General features: G+C 69.3%; 26 protein-coding genes and 1 tRNA gene. 11 read left to right on the top strand and 16 right to left on the bottom strand.

The window, feature by feature from the left end; all coding sequences use genetic code 11:
- The first annotated feature begins 38 nt into the window (after positions 1-38).
- From ACMGER_RS11500 to ACMGER_RS11485, 4 genes are read left to right on the top strand one after another with little or no spacing between them, the layout of a single operon-like run.
- Complete coding sequence (locus ACMGER_RS11500) at positions 39-1,481, top strand: MATE family efflux transporter (protein ID WP_436812278.1); 1,443 nt, start codon at positions 39-41, stop codon at positions 1,479-1,481.
- Between the two features lie 18 nt (positions 1,482-1,499).
- Positions 1,500-2,486 carry a porphobilinogen synthase gene (gene hemB, locus ACMGER_RS11495; RefSeq protein WP_436812277.1) on the top strand — a complete coding sequence of 329 codons (987 nt, stop codon included), beginning with the start codon at positions 1,500-1,502 and terminating at the stop codon, positions 2,484-2,486.
- Entirely contained in the window at positions 2,483-3,016 is a 534-nt protein-coding gene (locus tag ACMGER_RS11490; RefSeq protein ID WP_436812276.1) for a GNAT family N-acetyltransferase, read from the top strand. Before hemB ends, ACMGER_RS11490 begins: the two co-directional genes overlap by 4 nt.
- The gene (locus ACMGER_RS11485) at positions 3,013-5,259 is read left to right on the top strand and encodes a spermidine synthase (RefSeq protein ID WP_436812275.1); all 2,247 of its coding nucleotides are present in this window, start codon (positions 3,013-3,015) and stop codon (positions 5,257-5,259) included. Before ACMGER_RS11490 ends, ACMGER_RS11485 begins: the two co-directional genes overlap by 4 nt.
- Here ACMGER_RS11485 and ACMGER_RS11480 read toward each other — a convergent pair.
- The 11 genes from ACMGER_RS11480 to ACMGER_RS11430 all read right to left on the bottom strand — a co-directional run bounded on the left by ACMGER_RS11480 (position 5,256) and on the right by ACMGER_RS11430 (position 14,097).
- Positions 5,256-5,738: a hypothetical protein gene (locus tag ACMGER_RS11480; protein WP_436812274.1), complete on the bottom strand. Its 483-nt coding sequence runs from the start codon at positions 5,736-5,738 to the stop codon at positions 5,256-5,258. The two genes, ACMGER_RS11485 and ACMGER_RS11480, sit on opposite strands and share 4 nt — an antisense overlap.
- A gap of 31 nt (positions 5,739-5,769) precedes the next feature.
- Positions 5,770-5,846 (bottom strand) — tRNA-Arg (locus tag ACMGER_RS11475).
- A gap of 61 nt (positions 5,847-5,907) precedes the next feature.
- The gene (locus ACMGER_RS11470; protein ID WP_436812273.1) at positions 5,908-7,260 is read right to left on the bottom strand and encodes an FAD/NAD(P)-binding protein; all 1,353 of its coding nucleotides are present in this window, start codon (positions 7,258-7,260) and stop codon (positions 5,908-5,910) included.
- Between the two features lie 15 nt (positions 7,261-7,275).
- Positions 7,276-7,545: a DUF6356 family protein gene (locus ACMGER_RS11465; protein ID WP_436812272.1), complete on the bottom strand. Its 270-nt coding sequence runs from the start codon at positions 7,543-7,545 to the stop codon at positions 7,276-7,278.
- Between the two features lie 38 nt (positions 7,546-7,583).
- Positions 7,584-7,799 (bottom strand): hypothetical protein, encoded by a 216-nt coding sequence (locus ACMGER_RS11460; protein WP_436812271.1) that lies wholly within the window; start codon positions 7,797-7,799, stop codon positions 7,584-7,586.
- A gap of 240 nt (positions 7,800-8,039) precedes the next feature.
- The gene (locus tag ACMGER_RS11455; RefSeq protein WP_436812270.1) at positions 8,040-9,284 is read right to left on the bottom strand and encodes an N-succinylarginine dihydrolase; all 1,245 of its coding nucleotides are present in this window, start codon (positions 9,282-9,284) and stop codon (positions 8,040-8,042) included.
- A 114-nt stretch (positions 9,285-9,398) separates the two neighbouring features.
- Positions 9,399-10,400, bottom strand: coding sequence for an arginine N-succinyltransferase (locus tag ACMGER_RS11450; protein ID WP_436812269.1), 1,002 nt, complete (start codon positions 10,398-10,400; stop codon positions 9,399-9,401).
- The gene (locus tag ACMGER_RS11445; RefSeq protein WP_436812268.1) at positions 10,397-11,602 is read right to left on the bottom strand and encodes a hydrolase; all 1,206 of its coding nucleotides are present in this window, start codon (positions 11,600-11,602) and stop codon (positions 10,397-10,399) included. Before ACMGER_RS11445 ends, ACMGER_RS11450 begins: the two co-directional genes overlap by 4 nt.
- Positions 11,599-12,525: a DUF481 domain-containing protein gene (locus tag ACMGER_RS11440; protein WP_436812267.1), complete on the bottom strand. Its 927-nt coding sequence runs from the start codon at positions 12,523-12,525 to the stop codon at positions 11,599-11,601. The genes ACMGER_RS11445 and ACMGER_RS11440 overlap by 4 nt, the downstream gene beginning before the upstream one ends.
- 16 nt (positions 12,526-12,541) lie before the next feature.
- Positions 12,542-13,078 (bottom strand): RNA pyrophosphohydrolase, encoded by a 537-nt coding sequence (locus tag ACMGER_RS11435; protein WP_436812266.1) that lies wholly within the window; start codon positions 13,076-13,078, stop codon positions 12,542-12,544.
- Positions 13,079-13,125: 47 nt separating this feature from the next.
- Complete coding sequence (locus ACMGER_RS11430; protein ID WP_436812265.1) at positions 13,126-14,097, bottom strand: alpha/beta hydrolase; 972 nt, start codon at positions 14,095-14,097, stop codon at positions 13,126-13,128.
- A 49-nt stretch (positions 14,098-14,146) separates the two neighbouring features.
- Here ACMGER_RS11430 and ACMGER_RS11425 point away from each other — a divergent pair, with 49 nt between their 5' ends.
- Genes ACMGER_RS11425 through ACMGER_RS11410 form a run of 4 tightly spaced genes read left to right on the top strand, consistent with a single transcriptional unit; the run spans position 14,147 to position 19,430 of the window.
- Positions 14,147-15,145 (top strand): histone deacetylase family protein, encoded by a 999-nt coding sequence (locus tag ACMGER_RS11425; protein WP_436812264.1) that lies wholly within the window; start codon positions 14,147-14,149, stop codon positions 15,143-15,145.
- Between the two features lie 39 nt (positions 15,146-15,184).
- The gene (locus ACMGER_RS11420) at positions 15,185-17,053 is read left to right on the top strand and encodes a 2-oxoacid:acceptor oxidoreductase subunit alpha (RefSeq protein ID WP_436812263.1); all 1,869 of its coding nucleotides are present in this window, start codon (positions 15,185-15,187) and stop codon (positions 17,051-17,053) included.
- 44 nt (positions 17,054-17,097) lie between these two features.
- The gene (locus ACMGER_RS11415; RefSeq protein WP_436812262.1) at positions 17,098-18,126 is read left to right on the top strand and encodes a 2-oxoacid:ferredoxin oxidoreductase subunit beta; all 1,029 of its coding nucleotides are present in this window, start codon (positions 17,098-17,100) and stop codon (positions 18,124-18,126) included.
- 41 nt (positions 18,127-18,167) lie between these two features.
- Positions 18,168-19,430 (top strand): class I SAM-dependent methyltransferase, encoded by a 1,263-nt coding sequence (locus ACMGER_RS11410; RefSeq protein WP_436812261.1) that lies wholly within the window; start codon positions 18,168-18,170, stop codon positions 19,428-19,430.
- A gap of 69 nt (positions 19,431-19,499) precedes the next feature.
- Here the strand turns inward: ACMGER_RS11410 and ACMGER_RS11405 are convergent, their stop codons facing one another.
- Genes ACMGER_RS11405 through ACMGER_RS11395 form a run of 3 tightly spaced genes read right to left on the bottom strand, consistent with a single transcriptional unit; the run spans position 19,500 to position 22,036 of the window.
- Positions 19,500-20,384, bottom strand: coding sequence for a hypothetical protein (locus ACMGER_RS11405; protein ID WP_436812260.1), 885 nt, complete (start codon positions 20,382-20,384; stop codon positions 19,500-19,502).
- Positions 20,368-20,721 (bottom strand): MmcQ/YjbR family DNA-binding protein, encoded by a 354-nt coding sequence (locus ACMGER_RS11400; protein WP_436812259.1) that lies wholly within the window; start codon positions 20,719-20,721, stop codon positions 20,368-20,370. The genes ACMGER_RS11405 and ACMGER_RS11400 overlap by 17 nt, the downstream gene beginning before the upstream one ends.
- Positions 20,714-22,036 (bottom strand): replication-associated recombination protein A, encoded by a 1,323-nt coding sequence (locus ACMGER_RS11395; RefSeq protein WP_436812258.1) that lies wholly within the window; start codon positions 22,034-22,036, stop codon positions 20,714-20,716. The genes ACMGER_RS11400 and ACMGER_RS11395 overlap by 8 nt, the downstream gene beginning before the upstream one ends.
- Before the next feature lie 158 nt (positions 22,037-22,194).
- On the opposite strand from ACMGER_RS11395, the gene ACMGER_RS11390 reads away from it, so the two are divergent.
- Both ACMGER_RS11390 and ACMGER_RS11385 read left to right on the top strand, forming a co-directional pair.
- Positions 22,195-22,824, top strand: coding sequence for a PadR family transcriptional regulator (locus tag ACMGER_RS11390; protein WP_436812257.1), 630 nt, complete (start codon positions 22,195-22,197; stop codon positions 22,822-22,824).
- Positions 22,825-23,035: 211 nt separating this feature from the next.
- Positions 23,036-23,359: a DUF2218 domain-containing protein gene (locus ACMGER_RS11385; protein WP_436812256.1), complete on the top strand. Its 324-nt coding sequence runs from the start codon at positions 23,036-23,038 to the stop codon at positions 23,357-23,359.
- 283 nt (positions 23,360-23,642) lie between these two features.
- On the opposite strand, the gene ACMGER_RS11380 is transcribed toward ACMGER_RS11385, so the two are convergent.
- Entirely contained in the window at positions 23,643-24,281 is a 639-nt protein-coding gene (locus ACMGER_RS11380; RefSeq protein WP_436812255.1) for a TetR/AcrR family transcriptional regulator, read from the bottom strand.
- Between the two features lie 109 nt (positions 24,282-24,390).
- On the opposite strand from ACMGER_RS11380, the gene ACMGER_RS11375 reads away from it, so the two are divergent.
- A complete protein-coding gene (locus ACMGER_RS11375; protein WP_436812254.1) occupies positions 24,391-24,912 on the top strand; it encodes a DUF8737 domain-containing protein in 522 nt (173 codons plus the stop codon).
- On the opposite strand, the gene ACMGER_RS11370 is transcribed toward ACMGER_RS11375, so the two are convergent.
- A complete protein-coding gene (locus ACMGER_RS11370) occupies positions 24,849-26,123 on the bottom strand; it encodes an MFS transporter (RefSeq protein WP_436812253.1) in 1,275 nt (424 codons plus the stop codon). The genes ACMGER_RS11375 and ACMGER_RS11370 overlap by 64 nt on opposite strands.
- Positions 26,124-26,153 lie beyond the last annotated feature (30 nt).

Below are 26,153 nucleotides of genomic sequence, written 5' to 3'. Positions count from 1 at the left end.
GCCGGAACAAGTCCGGCATGACGGGTAGGGGATAGGACATGCCGCGTCCCACCCACGACCTGACGCAAGGTCCGATCGGCCGCACGTTGCTCATGTTCGCGCTGCCGACGCTCGGCTCGAACATACTCCAGTCGCTCAACGGCTCGATCAACTCGATCTGGGTGGGGCGCTTCCTCGGCGAGGGGGCGCTGGCGGCGACGTCCAACGCCAACATCATCATGTTCCTGACGTTCGGCGCTGTGTTCGGCTTCGGCATGGCCGCGACCATCCTGATCGGCCAGTCGATCGGCCGCCGCGACATCGAGGCGGCGCGGCGCGCGTTCGGCTCGGCGGTTGGACTGGTGGTCGGCGGCGCCGTCGTGATCTCTGCGGTCGGCTGGATCCTCACGCCCGAGATCCTGCACCTGCTCGCCACGCCGGGCGAGGCGCAGGCGCTGGCGCGCGACTATCTCCGCGTCATCTTCCTCGGCCTGCCGCTGTCGATGCTCGGCGTGCTGATCCAGATGGGCCTGCGCGGCACCGGCGATGCCGTCACCCCGCTGTGGTTCATGGTGCTGAGCGTCGCCATCGACAGCTCGATGAACCCGGTGCTGATCCGGGGCCTCGGCCCGTTCCCTGAGATGGGCATCGCCGGATCGGCGACGGCGACGCTGCTCGCCAACGCCGTCTCCGCGCTCGGCCTCATTGCCTATGTCTATGCCCGCGACCTGCCGATCCGCCTGCGCGGGGCTGAGCTGCGCTACCTGATCCCCGAACGCGCGCTGGTCCGCACCATCGTCGCCAAGGGGCTGCCGATCGGCGCGCAGATGCTGGTGATGTCGACCGCGGGCCTCACCATGGTCGGCCTCGTCAACCGGCTCGGCGTCGACACCGCTGCAGCCTATGCCGTCTCGCAGCAGCTGTGGACCTATATCCAGATGCCGGCGATGGCGATCGGCGCGGCGGTGAGCGCGATGGCGGCGCAGAACATCGGCGCCGGCCGCTGGGACCGCGTCGGCGCGGTCACCCGATCGGGCATCGTCATGAATACGGCGATCACGCTCGCGGTGATCGCCGCGATCATCCTGTTCGACCGGCCGGTGATGGCGCTGTTCGTCGGCGGCGACAGCCCGGCGATCCCGATCGCGCGCCACATCCAGCTCATCGCGAGCTGGACCTTCGTGCTGTTCGGCGCGACGATGGTGCTGTTCTCGACCGTCCGCGCCAACGGCGTGACCGTCCCGCCGCTCATCATCCTGTTCGTCGCGCTCTATCCGGTGCGGATCGGCGTCGCGCTGGGGGCAAAGCCGTTGATCGGCACGGACGCATTGTGGTGGGCCTTCCCGATCGGCTCGGCGGTGTCGCTGGCGCTGGCGGTCGCCTATTATCGTTACGGCAAGTGGCGTAACCAGGTGCTCGCCGTGCCGCCCGACTCCGAGGAGACGACGGAACACGCCCATGCCGCCACCGAGCCGGCCGGACGATTGCAACCGACCGGCTGAAGGCTCATGTGGAGCGCCATGTCCGTCTATCCCGCCCTCCGCCTCCGCCGTACCCGCGCCTCCGCCTGGAGCCGCCGCCTCCATGCCGAGACGGTGCTGACCCCCGCCGACCTCATCTGGCCGCTGTTCGTCACCGAAGGCGCCGACGAGGAGCCGATCGCCAGCCTGCCCGGCGTCTCGCGCTGGTCGATCGCCAAACTGATCGATCGGGCGAAGGAAGCGCGCGATCTCGGCATCCCCTGCCTCGCGCTGTTCCCCAACACGCCCGCGCATTTGCGCACGGAGAAGGGCGAGGAGGCGTTCAACCGCGACAATCTGATGTGCCGCGCGATCCGCGCGCTCAAGGATGCGGTGCCGGAGGTGGGCGTGCTGACCGACGTCGCGCTCGATCCCTACACCAGCCACGGTCACGACGGGCTGCTCGACGAGGCGGGCTACGTCCTCAACGACGCCACCGCCGAGGTGCTGGTCGGCCAGGCGCTGGTCCAGGCTGAGGCTGGCGCCGACATCATCGCCCCCTCGGACATGATGGATGGCCGTGTCGGCCTGATCCGCCAGGCGCTGGAAGGGGCGGGATACGTCAACGTCCAGATCATGTCCTACGCCGCCAAATACGCCAGCGGCTTCTACGGTCCGTTCCGCGACGCGGTCGGCTCGCGCGGGCTACTGAAGGGCGACAAGACAACCTATCAGATGGACCCCGCCAACGCCGAGGAGGCGATCCGCGAGGTCGCGCTCGATCTCGACGAGGGCGCCGACAGCGTGATGGTGAAGCCGGGCCTGCCGTATCTCGACATCATCGTCCGGGTGAAGTCGGAGTTCGGCGTGCCGGTGTTCGCCTATCAGGTCTCGGGCGAATACGCGATGATCGAGGCGGCCGTCGCCGCCGCGGCGGGGGAGCGCGACGTGCTGGTGCTGGAGACGCTGATGGCGTTCAAGCGCGCCGGCTGCTCGGGCGTCCTCACCTACCACGCACCGCACGCGGCCCGGCTGCTCGCCCGGTGATCGAGACCGGGCGCCTGATCCTCCGCCGCTGGCGCGATGACGACCGGCCGGCGTTCCACGCGCATTGCAGCGATCCGGATGTGATGCGCTACCTCGGTCCGCCGCTGACCCGCGCGGAGACCGACGCCGCACTCGACCGGCAGAACGGCTATCTCGAAAGCCACGGCTATTGCTTCTGGGCGGTCGAGCGCCGCGCCGACGGTGCGCTGCTCGGCTTCTGCGGATTGAAGCCGGGGGCGCCGGGCACGCCGATCGAGGGCATGGTCGAGATCGGCTGGCGCTTCGGCCGCGCCTTTTGGGGACAGGGCTATGCCCGCGAGGCGGCGGTGGCGAGCCTCGACTGGGGCTGGGCGAACCTCGATGCGTCGCATATCGTCGCGATCACGGTGCTTGCCAATGAACGGAGCTGGGGCCTGATGGAGCGACTGGGGATGCAACGCGTGGCAGACGGCGACTTCGATCATCCGACGGTGCCCGACGATAGCCCGCTCAAGCGCCACATCACCTATTCGATAGCGCGCCCCGCATGAGCGAAGGCGTCGCTGCCGGCCCGGGCGCCGTCGCCGGCCGTGCTCCCCGTACGCTGTTCGTCGCGACGATCCTGGTCGGATCGTTCCTGCTGTTCCTCGTCCAGCCGATGGTCGCGCGCATGGCGCTGCCGAGGCTGGGCGGCGCGCCGGCGGTGTGGAACTCGGCGATGCTGGTCTATCAGGCGCTGCTGCTGGGCGGCTATGCCTATGCGCACGGGCTGGGGCGTCTCGGGCTCCGAACCGGTGCCATCGTCCATCTCGTCCTGCTCGCGCTGGCGGCACTGTGGCTGCCGATCGGTCTGTTCGCCTTCGCGATGCCGGCCGATGCCGAGCCGGCATTGTGGGTGCCGTGGCTGCTCGGCGCCTCGATCGGCCCCTTGTTCTTCGCCGTCTCCGCCCAGGCGCCGCTGATGCAGCGCTGGTACGCGTCCGCCGAACCCGGCCGCGACCCCTATGCGCTCTATGCCGCCTCCAACGTCGGCAGCTTCGGCGGCCTCATCGTCTATCCGCTCCTCGTCGAGCCGATGCTGGCCCTGCGCGAGCAGAGCCTGGTCTGGAGCGCCGGCTATGCGTTGCTGTTCGTGCTCGTCGCGGGCTGCGCGCTGCTGCTCCCGCGCGGCGCCGGTGGGGAGGGGGTGCACCATCCCCTCACCAGCCCGTCGCCGACCGCGCGGCGGACCGCCATGTGGGTGGCCCTCGCGTTCGTGCCCTCCGGCCTCATGCTGGCGACCTCCACCTTCATCACCACCGACATCGTCGCCGTGCCGATGCTCTGGGTGCTGCCGCTCGGTCTCTACCTCCTGAGTTTCACCGTCGCCTTCGCCACCCGGCGGGCGCTGGCCGAGGTGATCACCCGCTTCGCGCCGCTCACCATCCTCATGTTCGGCGGCGTGATGATCGGGGGCGCGCAGCAATATCCCTACCTCAACACCGTGATGGCGCTGCTGCTGCTGTTCATGGCGGCGGTGGCGTTGCACAGCCGCATGTATGCGCTGCGGCCGGTGCCGGACCGGCTCACCGGCTTCTACCTCGCCATGGCGTTCGGCGGCGCGCTCGGCGGCGTCTTCGCCGGGCTGGTCGCGCCGGTGCTGTTCGACTGGACCTACGAGTATCCGCTGCTGATCCTCGCCGCGGGCCTGCTCGCGCCGCAGCAGTTCCTGCTGCCGGTCTTCGGCCGGCTGTGGAATGCCGGCCGGCAGGGCGTGCTGATCCGGACTGCGGCGGTCGCCGTCGTCGTGGCGGTGCTGGTGGGGCTCGGCCTGACCGATCCGGGCCACGTCTTCCGCGGGATGGGCGAGAACATCGCCTTCCTGATCCTCGCCGCGCTCGGCCTGTTCGTGATCGGGATGCGCATCCCCTATGTCATCGTGCTGTTCGGCGCGATCTTCCTCTACGGCGGCTATCGCGCGATCCTGACCACGCTGGAGGGCGACGCGCGCACGCGCAGCTATTTCGGCGTCTATACCGTCCGCGATTATCCCGAGTGGCGCACGCTCGCGCACGGCACCACGCTTCACGGCGTGGAGCTCACCGGTTCGCCCGAGCGCGAGCGCTGGCCGACCAGCTACTATATCCCAGGCTCCGGAGTCGGCCAGGCGATGCAGGCCGCGCCCACGCTCTACGGGCCGAACGCCCGGATCGGCGTGGTCGGGCTCGGCACCGGCACGCTCGCCTGCTATGCGCAGCCGGGCCAGGCGTGGCGCTTCTTCGAGATCGACCCGGTCGTCGTCGACATCGCGCGCGATCATTTCCGCTTCCTCGCCCGGTGCCTGCCCCATCCGACGGTCGAGATCGGCGATGCGCGGATGCGGCTCGCCGAGCAGCCGCCCGGCAGCCTCGACCTGCTCGCGCTCGATGCCTTCTCGTCGGATGCGATCCCGATGCACCTGATGACCGAGGAGGCGTTCGCCACCTACGGCCGGGTGCTGAGCCCGAAGGGGCTGCTGCTCGTCCACATCTCCAACCGTTTCCTCGACCTGGAGCCGGTGGTCGCGGCGGCGGGCGCGCGGGGGCATTGGTTCGCGGCACGGCTCGACTATCACCCCGATCCGAGGGAGGGCGAGCAGGCCACCATCTCCGACTGGATCGCGCTCACCCGCGACGGCACCACGCTCGCGCGGTTGCTGGAGCAGGGCGGCCACTGGCAGCCGGTCCGCCCGCGCAGGGGCTTCCGTCCCTGGACCGACGACTATGCGACGATCCTGCCGCTGCTGCGCAGCTTCCGGACGGCGGGAGCGGATTAACGGTCCAGCAGCGCCGAGAGCCGCGTCACCACCTCATTCTCCCGCTCCGCCTCGGCGCTCGCCTTGGCCAGCGCGGCATCGAGCGCAGGATAGGCCGGAGCTCCGCCCTCGGCGTGGGCGATCGCCAGCGCCTCCAGATCGGCGACCGCGGCTTCGGTCACGGCGCGCGCGGTGCCGAGCTCGCTGGTCGCGGTCTGCGCGTCGAGCCAGGCATCGCTCCCGGCCGGCGCCTTCGCGGCACGATTGGCCAGTGTTCCGGCTCGGCTTTCCGCTGCGGCGAACGCCTGCGCCGCTGCGTCGACCGTCTTGACCCGTTCGGCAATGCGCGCATCGAGCGCCGGATCGGCCTCGATCGGCACCGGCACCACCTCGGACTCGGCATTGCTGCGGCTCTCGATCGGCCGCGGTTGCAGCGACGGACCCTGATTGGCCAGGCTGGCGCAGCCGGAAAGGAGAAGCAGGGGAGCGAGACGGCGCATCGGGCGGCCTCCCGCTCGACCCTGGAGAAAATGGCGCGCCCGGAACGATTCGAACGTCCGACCCTCAGATTCGTAGTCTGATGCTCTATCCAGCTGAGCTACGGGCGCGTGGGAAGCGGCCAAATAGAGGGGTCGTTGCCGGAGCGCAACCCCCAACCGGCCAAAGACGTCACAAACCTTCACCGCCCACCCAATGCGCGTTGGACAGGCGCCGCGCCAGCGCCCAGGTCTGGGTGCGGATATCGGGCACCGCGACGATCTCCCAGAAGGCGCCGCGCGTCATCGGCCCCAGCGCGTGGAGCCACGCGCTCGGCTGCCCGTCCGCGCCGATCGCGGCCGCGGTCGCGTCGACGTCGATGCCGAGCCTCGCCGCATCGGGCCGGATCAGCCCGCGCTGGAGCAGCTTGCGCAGCAGCGGCTCCCCGGTGCGGGTGAGGTCGCCCTGCGGGCCGATCGCGTTGACGACGCGGCGGACGTGCAGCACCTCCTCGCCGTCGCGCCCGCGCGGGCGCCAGGTCACGTCGACCCCGCCCTCGGTAGCGACGAAGGCGCTCGGCTTGCCGGCGTGGACGCTGAGCTGCCCTCGCGCGATCATCGCCTGCAGCCGCGCATGGACCTCGGGTGCGAGCCGGTGGCGGTGGACGTCCCACCAGGGTCTCAGGTGCCGCAGGAACCGCCCGCGCTCCTCGACGCTGGCATTGGCCCACATGTCCTGGGTGAAGGGACGCAGCTCGTCGACCGCGTTGCGCCAGCCGATCGCCGCGCCGCGCGCACGCACCTCGCGCAGCAGCACGGAGGCGCAGAGCTTCGGCCGCTCGTCGATCTTGCGCCAGCGCACGTCGGGCCCCTCGTGCGGGCGCGGCAGCAGCCCGCGGCGCGAGATGGCGACGATCTTCCCTTCAAAGCCGTTCGCTTCCAGCAGCAGTGCGACGTCGATCATGGTGAGCCCGGTGCCGACGATCAGCACCGTGTCGTCCCCGCTGAGCCCGACCGGGACGCGCACGTCCCAGGGATCGCCGATGTAGCGGCTGCCGGGCAGTGCGTCGGGATCAAGCCCCGGCGGGTGATGCGGCGGGAGGTTGCCCACCGCGAGCACCGCGGCATGGGCCTCGATCCGCCGGCCGTCGGCCATCACCGCGGTCGCGCGGCCGTTGTGGCGCAGGTCGGCGACGTCGCCCTGGACGATGGTGAGCCGGTCGGGTGCGGCGGCCCGCGCGGCGGCGAGTTGCTCGCTCAGATATTCGCCATAGGTGACGCGCGAGATGAAGGCGGTCTCCGGATTCGCCACGCCGCGCCCGGCCAGCCAGCGCACGAAATGCAGCGGATCGTCGGGCAGCGCGCTCATGTTGCCGGCGCGCACGTTGAGCACATGGCTGGGATGGGCGGCGCCATAGGCCAGCCCCTTGCCCGCGCTCGGCCCGCGTTCAATCAGCGTCGCGCGCGGCCCATCGTGGCGCAGCAGGTTGATCGCCTGCAGCGAGCCGGAAAAGCCCGCGCCGATGATGACGACATGCTCGATCACTGGGCGGCGATACGGTCAGATTTCGTATTCGGGGCGCCAGTGCGGCTCTTCATAGGCCGGGCGGCGGGCGCCCGGCTGACGCGACACCATCTCCGAATAGAGCCGCTTGACCGCGCTGCTGCCGGTGCGGGTGCACAATGCCGGCACCAGGGCATGGACGAAGCAGGCGAGCCCGCCCGCGACCATCGTCAGCCCGAAGCGGGAGGCGACGCCGAAATGCTCGATGTAACTCTCGCCGACACTCTGGGGATGTTCGACGAACCAGCGGTGGAGAGGATTGGCCATGCGGCACCCCTAGCGCGCGATCGTCGCGTTTGAAACCGTCAGCGGCGCGAGTGTTCGATCGAATCGAGGATGCGCCCGCCTGCCATGAATACCGCGATCGGGCAGACGGCGAACAGCAGCCACCCGCCGACGCCCGGATATTGGTGGAGGTAATGAATGCCGCGCTCCACCGCGCCGGTGCCGAGGCCGTAGATCACCAGGAACGCCTCGAACTTGGTCTTGATCGTGAACAGGCTCTTGATCCGGCGCCACATGCCCGATGGTTAAGCAAGCTCCGGGCCAGCGGCGGAAATGCGCGATTGCGGGTTAAGGCTTATGGTTACCTGTCAATTCATCCGACAGATTTGCAGCCTGCCCCTACTGTCCCTCTCCCATGGGGAGAGGGAAGGAGCCGCCGAAGGCGGCGGGAGGGTGAGGATGACTGCGGCTGGCGAGGTCATCCTCACCCTCCCACTCCCAAAGGGAGAGGGACCCGCCGAAAGCCGGCGCCGCCGTCAGGCCAGCTCGCCGGCAAGACCCAACGCATCCAGCAGCGCGCGCCGCGCCGCCTCGATCTGTCGGATCAGCCCCGGATCGCCGATCCGGTCATGCGCGATCGCCTCGGGCCAGTGCGTCTCCACCACCGCCGCGATCCGGTCGAGCTTCGCCTCGTCGACCAGAAATCGCGGATCGACCGTCGCCGGATCGGCAACGACGCGCAGGCGGAGACAGGCCGGTCCGCCACCGTTCGCCATCGATTCGCGGACGTCCACTACCTCGAGATGCCGGATCGACCCGTTGCCGGCGACCAGCTCCTGGAGCCATCCCCAGACGCTCGGTGTCTCGCGGACCTCGGACGGCAGGATCAGCGCCATGCCGCCTGCGGGCAGCGTCACCAGCTGTGCGTTGAACAGATAGGAGGCGATCGCATCGGCCAGGCTCACCCGGCTCGCTGGCACCTCGATGATCTCGACCTCCGGAAACCGCGCACGCAGTTCTGTGTAGAAGCGTTCCTTGTCGGCAAAGGCCAACTCGTGCGCGAACAGGACCGTCTCGTTGGCGACGGCGACAACGTCGTTGTGGAAAGCGCCGGCGGCGATCGCTTCCTCGCTCTGCTGCACGAACAGCGCATGGACTCCGTGCCGCCGCGCCACCGCCTCGCTCGCCTCGCGGTGCTGGCGCGCGGGGAAGGGGCCGCCCGATAGGCCATAAACGAACACCTCGACCCCCGCCTCGCCGTGGCTGCGGGTGAGCCGCATATGATTGGCCGCCCCCTCGTCGCCGAACGGCGGCGGCACCGGCGGATGCACCGCGAAGGCGGGATCGGCGAAGGCGAGCCGGAGCTGCGCCAGCGTGTCCGGCCATTCGTGGCTGCGATGCGGCATCGTCAGCAGGTTGGCGACGGTCAGATGACAGCGCCCGTCGGCCGCATCGGGCGCGGGCGAGACGGTCGCCGCATTGGCCGCCCACATCGCCGAGGCCGACAGCGCCTGCGCCTTGAGGTGCGGTGCCGCGTCCGCATAGTTGATGGCGAGCCGGTCCAGCCAGCGATGGTCCGGCCGCGCGTGCGGTAGCAGGATGCCCTGCGTCAGCCCGAGCGAGAGGTTGGCGCGCATCTTGGCGATGCCTTGGAGCGCCGCGGCGCGCGGATGGGAGGTCGCGCCGGCATTCCGCGTCGCCGCGAGGTTGCCGGGGCTGAGGCCGGCGTAATTATGGCTGGGCCCGACGATCCCGTCGAGGTTGATCTCGACGAGCGCCATCAAATCCTCCCCGTCATGCCGGACTTGGTCCGGCATCCACCGAGCCGCACTTGCATCGGCCGATTGGCTCGCTGAACGGTGGATGCCGGACCAAGTCCGGCATGACGGGTAAGGTCAAACCCGCCCGACATGGCTCACTACCGTTCCCGGCTCCACGCCCAGCACCTCGGCGCTCTCCGGATCGATCGCCCCCTCGCCGACATGCCCCAGGCAGGCCCGGAATTCTCCCAGCCGCCCGGTCGCGATCAGCGACGCCTTCCCCCCGACCGCAACTTCCCGCACCTCCATGTCCACCGCCTCGCGGATCGTGCGGACATGGTCGGTGCGCACGGTCATCGTCGGCCCGCCGTCGAAGATGTCGATATAGTTCTCGAACGCGAACCCTTCGTTCTCCAGCATCCGCATCGCCGCACGGCCGGAGGGATGGGGGAGGCCGATCACGCTTCGCGCGCTCTCGGGCAGCATGGCGGTGTAGATCGGGTGACGCGGCATCAGGTCGGCGATGAACTGGTTGCCGTGCACCGCATTGAAGGCATCCGCGTCCTGGAAGTTCATCCCGAAGAACCGCCCCGCCACGCCGTCCCAGAACGGCGACCCGCCCGCCTCGTCGATGATCCCGCGCAGCTCCGCCAGCAGCCGGTCGGCGAAGCGGGTGCGGTGCGCGCGGATGAACAGGTAGCGGCTGCGCGCCAGCAGCAGCCCGAGCCCGCCCGCGCGTTCGCTGGGATGGAGGAACAGCCCGCCCACCTCGCTGCAGCCCTCCAGGTCGTTGACCAGGTTCAGGATCTCCGAGCGGAAGGTGCGCCCCAGCTCCTCGCTGTGCTTGGTCAGCGTGCCGATACGATAGCTGTAGAACGGCCAGCGCTGCCCCACCTGCGTGAAGATCTGGCACGTCCCGCGCACCTCGCCGGTCGCGGCGTTCTCGAGCACCAGCACGAACAGCTCGTCGGCGAGGCCGTCCTCCTCGCGCGCGAAGGTGGCGTGGCTGCGCTCCAGCTTGGCGGTGAGCGCGCCGCGGTCCGGCGGCAGGTTGGTGAAGCCGCCCCCGGTCAGCTTCGCCATTTCGTAGAGCGGCTCGATGTCTTCGTCGCGGGCCGCGCGGATGCGGAAGGTCATGGACGACCTTTGTCGGCGATCCGCAAAATGGTCAACGCCGACAGCGCCGCGCGCTCGGCCAGGCTGTCCGGGATCATGAACTCGTCGGCCGAGTGGATCGCACCCCCGCGCACGCCCATCGTGTCGACCACCGGCACGCCGCAGGCGGCGATGTTGTTGCCGTCGCACACGCCGCCGGTCGCCTTCCAGCCGATGTCGAGCCCCAGATCGGCCCCGACCTCCCGCACCAGCGCGAACAGCCGCTCGGCGCCCGGATCGACCGGCTTCGGCGGCCGATTGAAGCTGCCGTACACCTCGATCCGGACATCATGCTCGCGCGCCACCGCCGCCACGGCGGTATCGATCAGCGCCTGCGCCCGCGCGATCTCCTCGCGCGAGGCGGGGCGGAAGTTGACCCGCAGCACCGCCAGCTCCGGCACGACGTTGTTCGGCCCGCCGCCGTCGATCCGCGCCGGATTGACCGCCAGCCCCGGCCCCTTCGCCGCCGCCAGCCTTATTGCCAGATCGGAGGCGGCGACGACCGCATTGCGCCCATCCTCGGGATTGCGCCCGGCATGGGCGCTCCGTCCGCGTACCACGATCGAGAAGTTCCCGGTCCCGCCCCGCGCCCCGGCCAGCGTCCCGTCGGCCAGCGCCGGCTCATAGGTGAGCGCCGCCGCCTTGCCGTGCGCCGCCGCGGCGATCAGCGCGGCAGAGGAGAAGCTCCCCGTCTCCTCGTCCGAGTTGATCACCACCTCATAGCCGAGCCGCGGCACGCCCACCGCCTCGACGGCTTCCAGCGCCGCGAGCAGCAGCGCGAGCCCGCCCTTCATGTCGGCGGCGCCCGGCCCGTTGATCCGCCCGTCCGGAAGCTCGGTCACCGCCTGGAACGGATGATCGGCCGGATAGACCGTATCCATATGCCCGGTGAACAGCATCTGCACCGGCGCCTCGGGCCGCACGGCGAGATGAAGGTGCCGCCCGTGCGCGACCGGCTCGACCCGCCCGTCCGCCGTCACCCGTTCGACCGGCGCCGGATCGACCAGCCGGCACGTCCCCGGCAACGTCCCGAAGGCGTCGACAAGCCGCTCCGCCATCGCCGCCAGCCCCGCAAGGTTGCCGGTGCCGCTGTTCACCCCCGCCCAGGCGAGCGTGTTCGCCAGCATCGGCGCTTCGCCGACATGCGCGATCGCGTCGCGCTCGCGGGGGCCGGGCGCGGTCAAAACGTGTAGACCAGCGACGCGCGGCTGGTGGTGTCGGTGTTGACCTGACCCTCCGGCGGGCGGCTCTCGTAAGCGACGTCGTAGGACAGCTGCGCCGACAGCGGCCCGAACAGCCGTGCCGACAGCGCGGTGCGACCCGTGACCGTGCTGTTCGCGCTCTGCACATAGGTCGATGCGTCCTGCGTCAGCCGCATCCCCGGTGCCAGCGTCCAGCCGAACCGCACCGTGCCGCGCGCGCCAAGATTGCTCTCGCGCGTCTCGTCGGTGAAGCGCGTGTAGCGATAGGCGGGTCCCACCTCGAGGTCGAGGCTGAGGTTGGTCGACTTGATCGCGCTGTAGCCGGCGCCGAACGAGGTCGAATAGCGTTCGAAATAACCGAGGTAGCGGTCGCTCTCGAACTGCACCGCGCCATAGACATAAGCGCGGTCGTCGATCTTGTAGTTGGGCTCGAACGACGCGAGATAATGCTCGCGGCTCGTCACGCCGTTGCTCTCCTGATACTCTGCGAGCAGGTTGAGCCGGTGACGCCAGCGATAGCCCTCGCGTGTGAGGTTGACGTTCGCGGTGACGCCGACATTCTCGGTGTTGCCCGTGGTCAGGAACCCGCCGACCTCGATCCGGCCCTTGAGCAGCGTCAGGAAGTCGGAGGTACGCAGCTTCTCGGTCACCGCCGCGTTCCGCTCGTTGCGCCACCTGGCGGTGATCTCCGCGATCTCCCGCGCATTCTCGGGCGAGGCGTTGCGCGCATATTTCTCGACCGTGGCGACCTCGCTGTCGTTGCCCGATTCCATCGCGGCCTGGAGCATCGCACGGATCACCGGCGGGATGTCGTCGCTGTCGAGAGCGCCGGTCGTCGGGGGCGCCGGATCGGGCGTATTGCCCATCATCAGCAGCGCCGCGAGGGGGAGGAGCACGCTTCGCATCGTCCCGCCCATAGCGTCAGCGAGCGGGCGCCGTCACCCCCCGGTGCGATGAGCCGTCCACGCCGCCTCCGCGCCGCGCCAGCGGCCCGGCAAAGGCGTCGAGCACCGCCTCGTAGAGCGCCTTCTTGAACGGGACGATCATCGCCGGCAGGTCGGCGGGATCGGCCCATTTCCAGGCGCGGAACTCGGGATGGGCGGTGGCGATGTTCACGTCCTTGTCCTCGCCGGTGAAGGCGAACAGGAACCAGCGCTGCCGCTGCCCGCGCCATTTGCCCTTCCAGATCTTGCCGACCAGGTCGTCAGGCAGGTCGTATTGCAGCTCCTCGGGTGCCTCGGCGATCAGCTCCAGATGCTCGGGCGCGATCCCCGTCTCCTCGCCGACCTCGCGGATCGCCGCGGTCAGCGCGTCCTCGCCCGGATCGATCCCGCCCTGCGGCATCTGCCAGGCCTCCAGCGTCGAATCGAGCCGCTGCCCGACGAACACCTTGCCGGCGCGGTTGACCAGCATGACGCCCGCGCACGGACGGTAGGGAAGGGATTTCGGGTCGGTCATGCCTGCCCCTTACCCAATTCCCTCTCCCGACAGGAGAGGGAATGAAACTACGCCGCTTCCGCCATCACCCGCTGCCCCTCCGCCTCCACGATCACCGCCTTCGCCGCGACCAGGAACCCGGCCACGTCGCCCTGGCTCGACGGAATCACCTTCCTGAGCGTTACGAAGCCATGGATGTTCCCCGCCGCCTCGCGGAACACCACCGGCACGCCGGCCTCGATCAGCCTGGCGGCATAGGCGCGGCCCTGGTCGCGGATCGGGTCGAGCCCGGCGGTCATCACCACCGCCGGCGGCAGGCCGGCGAGGTCGGCGTTGAGCGGCGACGCGCGGTGATGCTCGGCATCGGGCGCATAGCTCTCGGTGAACCAGGTCATCGACTCATGCGTCAGCAGCCGGCCTTCGCTGAACGCCGCATAGGAGGGATAGTCGCGCGTATAGTCGGTCGCCGGATAGATCGGCAGCTGCGCGATCACCGGCACCGCCGCCGGCCGGTCGCGCAGGCCGAGCGCGACGACGATGGTGAGGTTGCCCCCGGCGCTGTCGCCACACAGCACCAGCCCGGTGACGGCGCGGCCGAGCTCGGCCGGGCTCCCCGCCACCCAGCGCGCCGCCGCCTCGGCATCGTCGGGCGCCGCCGGCCAGCGATGCTCGGGCCCCAGCCGATAGTCGACCGCCACCACCGGCAGGTCGAGTGTGCGCGCGATCTCCGCGCAGAAGCTGGCATGGGTATCGAGGTCGCCGATGGTGAAGCCGCCGCCGTGGAAGAACACCACCGCCGGCCCCGGCTCGCGGCTCGCGCGTGCATCGAACAGGCGGGCGGGGATAGTGCCCGCCGGCCCCGGGATGCCGAGGTCTTTGATCGCGGCGAGCTCGCCGACCGGCGGATCGGTGACGTCCCGCATCGCGACGAACAGCTGTCGCGCCGCGGGAGCGCCGACCTCGTGCATCTTCGGCCCCGGCAGGTTGTTGAGATAAGCCAGGAACTGGACGACGTCGGGGCGGGTAAAGACTTCGGTCACGGTGCGGCTCTCCTTGGATCGTCGACTTTTCGAAACTAGGTTATGCCCGATGATCCCCGTCGTCCATCATCCGCATTACGTCGCACCCGCTCCGCCGCGATCGACCTATCAGTGGAACAAGAACGGCCTCGTCCGCGACCTGCTCCGCGCCGAGGGCGAAGCGATCGAGTGGTTCACCCCAGGTCCGATGCCGCGCGCCTGGATCGAGGCGGTGCACGATCCGGACTATGTCGCCGAGGTGATCGAAGCGCGCGTGCCCCGTGAAAAGGAACGCCGCATCGGTTTCCAGGTCACGCGGGAGGTGGCCCGGCGGGCGGTGGTGGTGCCGGGCGGCACCTACCTCGCGGCCCGGCTGGCGATGGAGCGGGGCTATGCCGCCAACAGCGCCGGCGGCAGTCATCACGCGCTCGCGAATACCGGGGCCGGCTTCTGCATCTTCAACGATCTCGCCATCGCCGCGGCGCGGCTGGCGGAGGAGGGGCATCGCGTCCTCGTCGTCGACTGCGACGTCCACCAGGGCGACGGCACCGCCGCGCTGATGGCGGAGCGGCATGACGTCGCCACCTACTCGATCCACGCGGAGAAGAATTTCCCGGTGCGCAAGGCCCGCTCGACCCTCGATGTGGGATTGCCGGACGGGACGGGTGACGAGGCTTATCTGGATGCCCTCGCCGAGACGCTGTCGCCGCTGGTCGAAGCCTTCGGGCCCGACCTGGTGCTTTACCAGGCCGGCGTCGACCCGTGGAAAGGCGATCGCCTCGGCCGCCTCGGCCTGACGCGCGAGGGCCTGATCCGCCGCGACCGCTGGATCGCCCGCCTGTTCCGCGACCGCCGCCTGCCTCTCGCGAGTGCGCTCGGCGGCGGCTACGGTGAGGACGCGATGGAGGTCGCCGAACGCCACGTCGCGTCGATCCTGGCATTGGGAGGGGAGTACCTCCAATCTCCTCTCCGTCCCGGAGCGGAGCCACAACCTTCATTCCAGCCAAAAGAACTGGTTGCAACCGCTACCCATCATTCTACCTTGGATGGTCGGAACGCAGAGGCATAGAAGGCCCGCGAAAGCAGTTACCGCAGGACATTGGTTTACATGGCCACAGCCGCCCATCTGCTGACGCCCGAGGAGGCGTCGGCGAACCCGCCGCCCGAAGCGATCGTCGTCCGTTTCGCCGGCGACAGCGGTGACGGGATGCAGCTCACCGGCGGGCAGTTCACCCTGTCGACCGCGCTCGCTGGCAACGATCTCGCCACTTTCCCGGATTTCCCCGCCGAGATCCGCGCGCCGCAGGGCACGCTGTTCGGTGTGTCGGCCTTCCAGATCAACTTCGGCTCGGCCTCGATCGAGACGGCAGGCGACGCGCCCGACGTGCTGGTGGCGATGAACCCGGCGGCGCTGCACGTGAACGTCGACGATCTCAAGCCCGGCGGGCTGATCATCGCCGACGAGGGCGAGTTCAACGATCGCAACCTCGCCAAGGCCAAGTACGACGCCAATCCGCTGGAGGACGACAGCCTCGCCAGATGGCAGGTGCTGAAGCTCAACATCTCGCAGCTGACCCTCGATGCCGTGAAGCCGTTCGGCCTCGGCAACAAGGAGGCGCTGCGCTGCAAGAACATGTGGACGCTGGGCTTGGCGCTGTGGATGTTCGACCGCGACCGCCAGCCGATCGTCGACTGGCTCAAGGCCAAGTTCGCCAAGGCGCCCGAGCTCGCCGAAGCCAACATCGCCGCCTTGAACGCCGGCCACGCCTATGGCGAGACGGCGGAGCTCGGTGGACAGGTCGGGCAGCTCCACATGCCGGCGGCGCCGGCCGAGCCCGGCCTCTACCGCACCGTCACCGGGGCCGAGGCGATCTCGCTCGGCCTGGTGGCGGGGACGCAGCTTGCCGGGCTGCCGATGTTCTTCGGCGGCTATCCGATCACCCCGGCCTCGGCGATCCTGCACCACCTGTCGCGCCTCAAGGAATATGGCGTCACCACCTTCCAGGCCGAGGACGAGATCGCCGCGATCGCCGCGTCGCTGGGGGCCTCCTACGCCGGCCAGCTCGGCGTCACCTCCTCGTCGGGGCCCGGCATCGCGCTCAAGGGCGAGGCGATCGGCCTTGCGATCATGACCGAGCTGCCGCTGGTGATCGTCAACTCGCAGCGCGGCGGTCCCTCGACCGGCCTGCCGACCAAGACCGAGCAGTCGGACCTCTATCAGGCGGTCTACGGCCGCAACGGCGATGCGCCGATGCCGGTGATCGCCGCGCGCTCGCCCGCCGACGCCTTCGAGTGCGCGATCGAGGCGTGCCGCATCGCGACGCAGTATATGACGCCGGTGATGCTGCTCACCGACGGCTATATCGCCAATGCTGCCGAGCCGTGGAAAGTCCCGGATGTCAGTGCGTTCGATCCGTTTCCGGTGACCTTCCTGGAGGAAGCGCCGGCGGAAGGCTTCCAGCCTTACGCCCGCGACGACAAGCTCGCGCGGCCGTGGGTCAAGCCCGGCACGCCGGGCCTGCTCCACCGCATCGGCGGCATCGAGAAGAAGGCCGGCACCGGCAACATCGACTATTCGCCCGCCAACCACCAGCAGATGACCGAACTGCGCCGCGACAAGGTCGCCGGCATCGGCGTGCCCGACCAGGAGGTGACGCTGGGCGAGGCGGGCGGCAAGCTCGCCGTGGTCGGCTGGGGCTCGACCTTCGGCCCGATCCACCAGGCGGTGCGGCGCGCACGGCGCAAAGGGCTCGACGTGAGCCATATCCATCTGCGTCACATCTGGCCGATGCCGAAGAATCTCGGTGACTTGCTGAGGGGTTACGAGAAAATTCTCGTACCGGAAATGAACACGGGCCAGCTCAAGACCGTGTTGCGCGACCAGTATCTGGTCGACGCCCGGGCGCTCAACAAGGTCTCCGGCCAGCCCTTCCGCATCGCCGAGATCGAAGCGGCAATCGAGGCGGCGTTGGCGTAAACTTCGGAAACTACTTTTTGCACTTTCTACAAGGCGCCCTTGCCATGAACGACATGACCCCCATCGCGAAGAGCTCGCCCAAGGACTGGGAGAGCGACCAGGAGGTCCGCTGGTGCCCCGGCTGCGGCGACTATGCGATCCTGAAGGCGGTCCAGCGCACCATGCCGGAGCTCGGCGTCAGGCCCGAGGATACCGTGTTCGTCTCCGGCATCGGCTGCTCGAGCCGCTTTCCATATTACATGGAGACATACGGCTTCCACACCATCCACGGCCGCGCCTGCGCCGTGGCGACGGGGGTGAAGCTGGCCAACCCGGACCTCGACGTGTGGATCATCACCGGCGACGGCGACGCGCTGTCGATCGGCGGCAACCACACCATGCACCTGCTGCGCCGCAACCTCGATTGCCAGGTGCTGCTGTTCAACAACGAGATCTACGGGCTAACGAAGGGTCAGTATTCGCCCACCTCGCGCGTCGGCACCCGCAGCCCGTCCACCCCGTTCGGCTCGGTCGACCGCCCGGCGAGTCCCTGCGCCTTCGCGCTCGGCTCGGGCGCGCGCTTCATCGCCCGCGGCATCGACGTCCACAAGAACCTGCCCGCGGTGCTCAAGGCCGCCCACGCCCACAAGGGCGCGGCGTTCGTCGAGATCTTCCAGAACTGCATCGTCTACAACGACGACGTCTTCGCCCCCTTCACCGAGAAGGCGAATGCGGCCGGCAGCCAGCTCTGGGTCGAGCATGGCAAGCCGCTGCTGTTCGCGGGCGGCACCAAAGGCTTGGCGTTCGACCGCGACCGGCTCGCGCTCAAGGTGGTCGACGTGGGCGACGGCGACGCGTCGGAAGTGCTGCTCCACGACCAGACCAACCGCATGATCGCGCATCTGCTGGTCGAGATGCCGTTCGGATCCTTTCCGATGGCGCTCGGCGTGCTCTACGACGATCCCGCGCCGACCTTCGAGAGTGCGGTCGTCGCGCAGAACCGCCAGGCCAGCGAAGGCAAGAAGGCCGACCTCCAGAAGCTGCTCTCGCAGGGCCAGACCTGGATGGTCGAGAAGGAACCGCATCCGCTCTGAGAACGCTTGCGTAACGGCCGCCGACGTGCATTGAAGAGGCGATGGACGCGCCGGTGCGGAACAGGGGCCGATGGCCCGGCGGGCCACGCCGGACGGTCGTGGGCGGCGCCGGCGGCGGGTGGCTCGCGCCCTTCGCGCCGCTGTTCCACAAGCTGCTCGACCGCATCGACGCCGGACTGACTCGGGGCGCGATCGAGACGATCCTGCCCGACGGCAGCCGTCGCCTGATCGGCGGCCGCGGCGCCGGGCCGGTGGCGGTGGTGGCGATCGCGAGCTGGAACGCCCTGTCGCGCCTCGCCACCGGCGGCTCGGCCGGCTGGTACGAGGCCTGGGCGGCCGCCGAATGGTCGAGCCCCGACCCGGTGCCGCTGTTCACGCTGTTCATGCTCAACCGGCGCACGCTGGGGGAAGCGGGGCGCGCGTCCGGCTGGAGCAAGCGGCTGCGCCGCATGGCCCACCGCTTCCGCCGCAACGACCGTGCCGGATCGCGCCGCAACATCGCCTATCACTATGATCTCGGGAACGATTTCTACGTGCCGTGGCTCGACGCCGGCATGACCTATTCGAGCGCCCTGTTCGCCCGTCCCGGCATGACGTTGGAGGAGGCGCAGGCGGCGAAGCTGGAGGCGGTCCTCGCCCGCACCGCGACCGCGCCCGGCGACATGATCCTCGAGATCGGTTCGGGCTGGGGCTCCTTCGCCGAGCTGGCCGCGCGGCAGGGCGTCAAGGTGCACGGCATCACCCTGTCGACCGAGCAGCGCGACTATGCCGAGGCGCGGCTGGCGGGATTCCCCGACACGCGCTTCACCCTCACCGACTATCGCGACGTCGCCGGCACTTATGACGCAGTCGTCAGCATCGAGATGGTCGAGGCGGTCGGCCGCGAATATTGGCGCGACTATCTCGCCGCCATCGCCCGCGCTCTGAAGCCGGGCGGACGCGCCGCGATCCAGCTCATCTCGATGGATGACGCGATCTTCGAGAACTATGCGGGCAACGTCGACTTCATCCAGACCTACATCTTCCCTGGCGGCCTGCTGATCTGCGAGCCGGAGTTCCGCGGCATCGCCGGGAGCGTCGGCCTCCGCTGGCAGGATCGCAAGGGTTTTGGCCTCAGCTATGCCGAGACGCTGCGGCAGTGGCGCGAGCGGTTCGACCGCGCGGCGGCGGAGGGCCGGCTGCCGGCCGAGTTCGACGATCGCTTCCTCGATCTGTGGCGCTACTATCTCATGTACTGCGAAGGCGGCTTTCGCGGGGGCGGGATCGACGTCGCGCAGGTGACATTGGTGAAGGAGGGGGCGTGACGTGTTCGTAAAGGCCGACGACGCAAGAACCGTCCGCGCCGTAGCCTTCCGGCGCCCGGCTCCCCTGCGTCATGCGATGCCGAAGGTCCAGCCCTCGGTGCGGGCAAGCGCGGGCGTGAGCGCGGCCGGGTGCCAGAGTTCCCCGCGACAGGCGTAGGCGCGCAGCCACGCGGCGGTGAGGAGGGCGTCGCTGCTGTGGTCGTCGATCGCGCCCGCGCCTGATACGGGAGCGCTGGCGATCGCCCGAGAGGCGAGGGCCCGGTTGAGCGCCTCCACCGTCTTCATCTTGGTGCGGCCGGGCGGACGGCCGGCGTCGCGGGCGGCGATGCTGGTGTAGATCTCGACGATGAGCGAGCCGGCCGCGGGCGCCGGATCGAAGGGCCAGATCGGCAAGGCCTGTCCCAGCCGGTGGAGCAGGCGCATACCGGTGAGGCTCGACTTGCCGACCTGGGCCGCGCCGACCAGGTTGAAGTTGCTGCAGGGATTGAGGCCCTGCTCGCGCTGGGCGACCTCGGTGACGCGGAGGCGCCCGCGGCCGGGCTCGAACAGGTCGCCGGCGCGACCGCCGTGGCGGCGGAAATGGCGCGAGGCGTCGACGTGATCGACGAAGCTGGAGGCGGCGAGGTGCGGGTCGGCATGGCACAGTCGGTCGACCAGCGCCCAGAGCGCGTGCGCGTCGGAAGGGCTTTCGCTCCAGGCGGGAAAGAAAGCGCCGCGATCGGCGAATGGCAGCGACATGCCGAGGTCGAGGCCGAGCAGCGTGGCGGACGGCAGCTCGTGCTTCAGCCAATCGAGCACGTCGGCGCGCGACCAGACGTGCCCCGGGCGGGTCAGCGCGGGCGGACCGCCGCCGCGCTCGCATAACGCGACGGCGATGCCGGGCTGGCGCGCGCCGATCGCGCCCGACCAGTCGATCGCGGCGAAATGGGTGAAATGATCAGGGACGTGGGCCAAAGGCGTCGCGTTGCGGCTTCCTGGCGCGGTCCCACCACGCGCGGCGGATGACGTTGGCGATACGCTCGGGATCGGCCGAGCCGTAGCGGACCAGCACGGCGGGCCAGCCGTCGTAGTGCGGCGTCTGCCAGAAGCTGTCGGGATCGGTCTCGAGCAGCACCGCCTTCTCGTCATGCGGGGCCATCACGCAGAAGCTGCCCGCCTCGCGACCGGGGGAGGCGAAGGCCTTGGCGTTCACCTTCGGACAGGGAGTGCCGTAGAAGGGCGCCATCTCGGTGTCGGGCAGCGCCAGCGCGAAGGCCATGACGTCATCCCAGCTGTCGAAGCGCTCAGTCATCACGCTTCTCTCGCCTCAACTGATCCCAATGGTCGAGCCGCTCGCGGATGCGCTTCTCGAAGCCGCGATCGGTGGGAGTGTAGAAGGTCTGCGGCTCCATCGCTTCGGGCCAGTAGTCGGCGCCCGAGAAGCCCTCGTCCGTGTCATGGTCGTAGGCGTAGCCCTTGCCGTAGCCGATGTCCTTCATGAGCCGCGTCGGCGCGTTGAGGATCGAGGCGGGGGGCATCAGCGAGCCGGTCTCTTTGGCCGCGCGCCAGGCGGCCTTCTGCGCGACATAGGCGGCGTTCGACTTGGGCGCGGCGGCGCAATAGAGGCACGCCTGCGCGATCGCGAGCTCGCCCTCGGGCGAGCCGAGGAAATCATAGGCGTCCTTGGCGGCAAGGCACTGCACCAGCGCATTGGGATCGGCGAGGCCGATATCCTCGCTGGCGAAGCGGGTGATGCGGCGCAGGACATAGAGCGGCTCCTCGCCGGCAGTCAGCATCCGGGCGAGATAGTAGAGCGCGGCCTGCGGGTCCGAGCCGCGCATCGACTTGTGGAGCGCGGAGATCAGGTTGTAGTGGCCCTCGCGGTCCTTGTCGTAGACGGCGACGCGGCGCTGGAGGAAGCTCGAAAGCCCCGCCGGGTCGAGCGGCTCGGCGATGTCGACCGAATAGAGCGTCTCGGCCTGGTTCAGGAGGAAGCGGCCGTCGCCGTCGGCGCTGGCGACGAGGGCGTCGCGCGCCGCGGGCGTGAGGGGGAGGGGGCGTTCCATCGCCGCCTCGGCGCGGTCGAGCAGCTTGCCGAGCGCGGCGGCGTCGAGGCGGTGGAGGATGAGGACCTGGGCGCGGCTCAGCAGCGCGGCGTTGAGCTCGAACGAGGGGTTCTCGGTGGTGGCGCCGACGAGGGTGACGGTGCCGTCCTCGACGTAGGGCAGGAAGCCGTCCTGCTGGGCGCGGTTGAAGCGGTGGATCTCGTCCACGAACAGCAGCGTGCGCCGGCCGGCGCGGGCGGCCTGGCGCGCCTCGGCGAAGGCCTTCTTGAGGTCCGCCACGCCCGAGAACACCGCCGAGATGGCGACGAAGCGCAGCCCCACCGCATCGGCGAGCAGTCGGGCGATGGTGGTCTTGCCGGTGCCGGGCGGACCCCACAGGATCATCGACGAGAGCCGGCCGGCGGCGACCATGCGGCCGATCGCGCCCTCGGGGCCGGTCAGATGCTCCTGGCCCACCACATCCTCGAGCCGCGCCGGCCGCAGGCGGTCGGCGAGCGGCGCGTCCGGCGAGGGCGCGTCGGCGGCAGCGGGTGGTTCGAAGGCGGCGAAGAGGTCGGCCATGGCTTGCCAAGATAAGGGCGACAGAGGCGATCGACCAGCAGATTGCCTCCGGCCATCGGCGCACCCGAAAGTCACGAAAGTCGCACCTCCTATGGGGTTGACTCGTAAGATTCATGATATATCTTAGATGCATCATGAATCATCAAAGGAACATTTCAATGCATTTCGGACATCGTGGAGACGGCCGCGGCTGCGGGCCGCGCGGATGGCATGGCGGTCGCTGGGGCGGCCGGCGTGGAGGCCCCTGGGGTCCCGGCCCGTTCTTCGCCTTCGGTTGGGATATGGCGGGCGAGGGCGGTCGCGGCGGACGCGGCGGGCGCCGGCGCATGTTCGGCGGCGACGAGCTGCGGCTCGTGCTGCTCCGCCTGATCGCCGACCAGCCGCGCCACGGCTACGACCTCATCAGGGAGATCGAGGAGCGCAGCGGCGGCGCCTATGCGCCGAGCCCGGGGGTGGTCTATCCGACGCTCACCATGCTCGCCGACATGGGCCTCACCGAGGAGCAGCAGTCGGAAGGCGCGCGCAAGCTGTTCGCGGCGACCGAGGCCGGCCAGGCCGAGCTTGAGGCCAAGGCCGAGGAGGTGGCGGCGCTGCTGGCGCGTCTCGCCGAGCTCGGCGAGGAGCGCGAGCGCACCAGCGGCGGCGTGATCCGCCGCGCGATGGGCAACCTGCGCTCGGCGCTCGGCGAGCGGCTGTCGCAGAGCGACGTCGACGACGAGACGCTGCACGCGATCGCCGACATCCTCGACGAGGCGACCCGCCGCATCGAGCGGCTGGAGCGCAAGTGAACTGTCTCCAACTTCTGTGCCGGTGGCTGGACCTTCCAGCCGCCGGCACGGTTACCAGCTCGGAGTCGGTCCGGATGAAGCGGCTTCGTGCTCCTGCGAAGGCAGGTGCCCAGGCCGCGGGCAGACTGGCGAGCGATCCAGAGCTCCTGCCTTCGCAGGAGCACAAATATGATTGAGCGGGACTGACTCCAGCTCCAGGGAAGGACAACTGATGACCATCAGTGCGACCGCCAAGGTGCCGACGGCGCAGGCGAGCAAATATCTCCAACAGCTGTGCAAGCACTGGCAGCACAATCTGACCGTAGTGTTCAACGCGGAACATGGGACGATCGTCTTCCCGCGCGATGCGCGCGGCGCCGACTGGCCCGGCGATGCGCTGGTGACGCTCGCCGCCAAGGCCGAGACGCTTGACGTGCGGATCGACGCCAGCATCGAGGGTCAGCTCGAGGCGCTGAAGGACGCGGTGGCGCGGCACGTCGACCGCTTCGCGTTTCGCGAGGCGCCATTGGCGTTCGCGTGGCAGGCGGACTCGTGAGTCCCGGAACATCTTAGGGTCGATCGACATCGAGGTTACAGGTCTTCCGCAGCCCGGTTCCTAGCCGTCACCCCGGACTTGTTCCGGGGTCCATTGGGCCTCGCGGGCTGGGCTCAAACCTCTTGTCCAGCCCTGCGTCCGGTGGCCTCCGGAACAAGTCCGGGGTGACGCTGAGGAGGGTTGAAATGTCAGCCCCCCTCAAATGTCGATCCGTCCTAGAGTCGTTTCAGCTTCGCTGAATCGGCACCAGCCCGCTACCGTTTCAGCTTTGCTGAAACAGTCTTTAGACCTCAGCCGCTTGCAGATGCAGGAAGGCTGAGGCGGCGTCGCGAGCCCGACGCCCGGCTTCCTCCGCCGACGGCGGTTCGACTAGGCGAAGGAGCAGACCGATCATGAGGTTGCCCCAGAGCAACGCAAGGAACCGGATCGCCATGTCGGCGGGGTCTCCTCCGCGCAGAAGGCCGTGACCCTGCGCCTTTTCGAGCAGGGTCGCCAACTCTCTTCGCGCCGCCGCTCGGCCGATCGCATCCAGCGCGCGCCCGATCTCCGGCGCCCGTTCGGCTTCGGCGATCGCGAGCCGGAAGACGCCGAGGACGATCGGGTCGCTGACCTCGCGCAGGAGCCGTTCCCCAAAGGTCGCCAACGCATCCAGGAGACTATCACGGTCGCGAGGCTCGGGAATGTCGGCCGGCGCGCGCAAGCGCCCGGCTCGTTCCGTGATGCAGGCGATCAGCATGTCGTGCTTGTTGCCGACCAGGGCATAGAGCTCGCGCTTAGAGACCTTTGCGCGGGTCGCGATCTCTAACATGCTCGTCTGCGAGTAGCCGCGCGCGCTGAAGGTTGCGAACGCGGCGTCGATGATGCGCGTCCGGACGGGACCAACCTCCCTGTCCATCGGCGATGGCGGAGCTTCGGTTGTCATCCTCACCTCCTGTCCCTTGACTATGGTACCCATTGGTACCATGCATAGCACGCGATACGCCCGAGTCCATCATCGAGGCCGTGCGGGATAGTCTCGACAGGAGGTGCATATGGCGCCGTCGACCATTTTCGGAATCCAGATGATTCTTGGCTATGTGCCTTGGCTCCTCCTGCTCGGTACCTATGTGCTGCCCAGGCTGATGTCGATGGACCCTGTCGAGGCGCAGCGGGCGATTGCCACGCTGCACAGCTTCCGCTTCTTCGGCTTGGCTTTCATCCTTCCGGGCGTGGTCGGCAGGGAATTGCCCACGGGCTTCGCGGTGCCCGCCGCCTATGGCGATTTCGTCACCGGGGTCCTCGCCATGCTGGCGCTGCTGACCGTCCGGGTGCGTCCGCTGTTCTGGCTGCTCGTCGTGGCCTTCAATACGGTGGGAACGGCCGATCTTCTCATCAACTATTATCACGGCGCCCAGGTTCGCTTGCCGGAGCTGGCAGGAGAATTGGCGGCGACCTATTGGATTCCGATCCTCTACGTGCCCGCGTTGATGATCACGCATGTTCTCGCATTCTATTTGCTGGTGCGGTCCCGGCCCAAGATGGCGGGGACGCTCGCTGCCGACGCGGCATCCTGACGGTCGCCGTCCTGGCCCCGCTGGCCCCTGCTGATCGCGCGGGTGAGGACGGGCTGTCCGAGCGCGACGATCGACAGGGCGGCAACGGCGGCACCTGCCGAGACCAGGAAGCCGCTGCGCGCGCCGAACTCGTCGACCACCCAGCCCGAGACGAACGCCCCGAGCGCCATGCCGATGCCGATGCCGGTCGTCACCCAGGTCACGCCCTCCGTCAGCACCGCGGACGGGACGCTGCGTTCGACCAGGCCGAAGGCGGTGATGAAGGTCGGCGAGACGGCGATGCCGCTCAGGAAGATGGTCGCCGCCAGCAGCGGCACGGAGTCGGCCAGCAGCAGGGGGAGCGTCGTGATCAGCAGCACCGTGAGCGCGACCAGCAGCTGCCGCTGCAGCGGCGCGCGGAGGCTGAGCGCGCCGACGACCACGCCGACGACGAACGACCCCATAGCGTAGACGCCGATGACCAGGCTGGCGGCGCCGGGCCGGCCGAGGTCGCGGGTCAGGGCGACGGTGCTCACCTCCGCGGTCGCGAAGATGGCGCCGACGAACACCAGCGCCAGCGTGACGATCTGGACCGGCCTCAGCAGGATCGCCGACTTGCCCGGCCCCGATCCGGTGCGGCGGATCGGGGGCTCGGTGCTGCGCTGCAGGACGAAGGCGGTGGTGCCAAGGGCAAGGAACAGGGTCGAGGCCAGCACCCCCGCCTCGGGGAACAGCGCCACGCTGAGGCCGACCGACAGCGAGGCGCCGGCGATATAGACCAGCTCGTCGGCAACGGATTCGAAGGCGAAGGCGGTGTTGAGTTCGGGCCGGTCGCGGAACAGCTCGGTCCAGCGGGCACGGACCATCGCGGGGATGCTGGGCATCGTCGCTGCGAGCAGCGCCGCCGCGAACAGCGTCCAGGTCGGCCATTGCCAGCGGGTCGCGATCATCAGCAGCGCGAAGGCCGCGACCGAGATCGCCGTTGTCGGGATCAGCAGGCGGAACTGCCCGAGCCGGTCGACCAGCCGAGAGATCTGCGGCGCGGCGACGGCGTTGGTCAGCGCGAACGTCGCCGCCACCGCACCGGCCAGCCAATATTCGCCGCGGCTCTGGGCGAGCATGGTGACGATGCCGATCGGCGCCATCGCAATCGGCAGCCGGGCGACGAACGCCGCGGCGGCGAAGCCCTTTGCGCCTCGTGCCTGGAAAATCGCGGCATAGGGGTTGGTCATGCTTGCGCCCTCTCGGCTTGGCGATCACGA

This window comes from Sphingomonas astragali, from assembly GCF_051400615.1.
GTDB lineage: Bacteria > Pseudomonadota > Alphaproteobacteria > Sphingomonadales > Sphingomonadaceae > Sphingomonas.
Note: the sequence above shows the minus strand (reverse complement) of the source record. Positions and strands in the feature narration are given on the sequence as shown.

Coding starts and splice junctions, on each gene's coding strand:
- ACMGER_RS11500 (WP_436812278.1), top strand. CDS start 39: ATGCCGCGTCCCACCCACGACCTGACGCAAGGTCCGATCGGCCGCACG.
- hemB (WP_436812277.1), top strand. CDS start 1,500: ATGTCCGTCTATCCCGCCCTCCGCCTCCGCCGTACCCGCGCCTCCGCC.
- ACMGER_RS11485 (WP_436812275.1), top strand. CDS start 3,013: ATGAGCGAAGGCGTCGCTGCCGGCCCGGGCGCCGTCGCCGGCCGTGCT.
- ACMGER_RS11480 (WP_436812274.1), bottom strand. CDS start 5,738: ATGCGCCGTCTCGCTCCCCTGCTTCTCCTTTCCGGCTGCGCCAGCCTG.
- ACMGER_RS11465 (WP_436812272.1), bottom strand. CDS start 7,545: ATGGCCAATCCTCTCCACCGCTGGTTCGTCGAACATCCCCAGAGTGTC.
- ACMGER_RS11460 (WP_436812271.1), bottom strand. CDS start 7,799: ATGTGGCGCCGGATCAAGAGCCTGTTCACGATCAAGACCAAGTTCGAG.
- ACMGER_RS11455 (WP_436812270.1), bottom strand. CDS start 9,284: ATGGCGCTCGTCGAGATCAACCTCGACGGGATCGTCGGGCCCAGCCAT.
- ACMGER_RS11450 (WP_436812269.1), bottom strand. CDS start 10,400: ATGACCTTCCGCATCCGCGCGGCCCGCGACGAAGACATCGAGCCGCTC.
- ACMGER_RS11440 (WP_436812267.1), bottom strand. CDS start 12,525: ATGCGAAGCGTGCTCCTCCCCCTCGCGGCGCTGCTGATGATGGGCAAT.
- ACMGER_RS11435 (WP_436812266.1), bottom strand. CDS start 13,078: ATGACCGACCCGAAATCCCTTCCCTACCGTCCGTGCGCGGGCGTCATG.
- ACMGER_RS11425 (WP_436812264.1), top strand. CDS start 14,147: ATGATCCCCGTCGTCCATCATCCGCATTACGTCGCACCCGCTCCGCCG.
- ACMGER_RS11420 (WP_436812263.1), top strand. CDS start 15,185: ATGGCCACAGCCGCCCATCTGCTGACGCCCGAGGAGGCGTCGGCGAAC.
- ACMGER_RS11415 (WP_436812262.1), top strand. CDS start 17,098: ATGAACGACATGACCCCCATCGCGAAGAGCTCGCCCAAGGACTGGGAG.
- ACMGER_RS11410 (WP_436812261.1), top strand. CDS start 18,168: ATGGACGCGCCGGTGCGGAACAGGGGCCGATGGCCCGGCGGGCCACGC.
- ACMGER_RS11400 (WP_436812259.1), bottom strand. CDS start 20,721: ATGACTGAGCGCTTCGACAGCTGGGATGACGTCATGGCCTTCGCGCTG.
- ACMGER_RS11395 (WP_436812258.1), bottom strand. CDS start 22,036: ATGGCCGACCTCTTCGCCGCCTTCGAACCACCCGCTGCCGCCGACGCG.
- ACMGER_RS11390 (WP_436812257.1), top strand. CDS start 22,195: ATGCATTTCGGACATCGTGGAGACGGCCGCGGCTGCGGGCCGCGCGGA.
- ACMGER_RS11385 (WP_436812256.1), top strand. CDS start 23,036: ATGACCATCAGTGCGACCGCCAAGGTGCCGACGGCGCAGGCGAGCAAA.
- ACMGER_RS11380 (WP_436812255.1), bottom strand. CDS start 24,281: ATGACAACCGAAGCTCCGCCATCGCCGATGGACAGGGAGGTTGGTCCC.
- ACMGER_RS11375 (WP_436812254.1), top strand. CDS start 24,391: ATGGCGCCGTCGACCATTTTCGGAATCCAGATGATTCTTGGCTATGTG.
- ACMGER_RS11370 (WP_436812253.1), bottom strand. CDS start 26,123: ATGACCAACCCCTATGCCGCGATTTTCCAGGCACGAGGCGCAAAGGGC.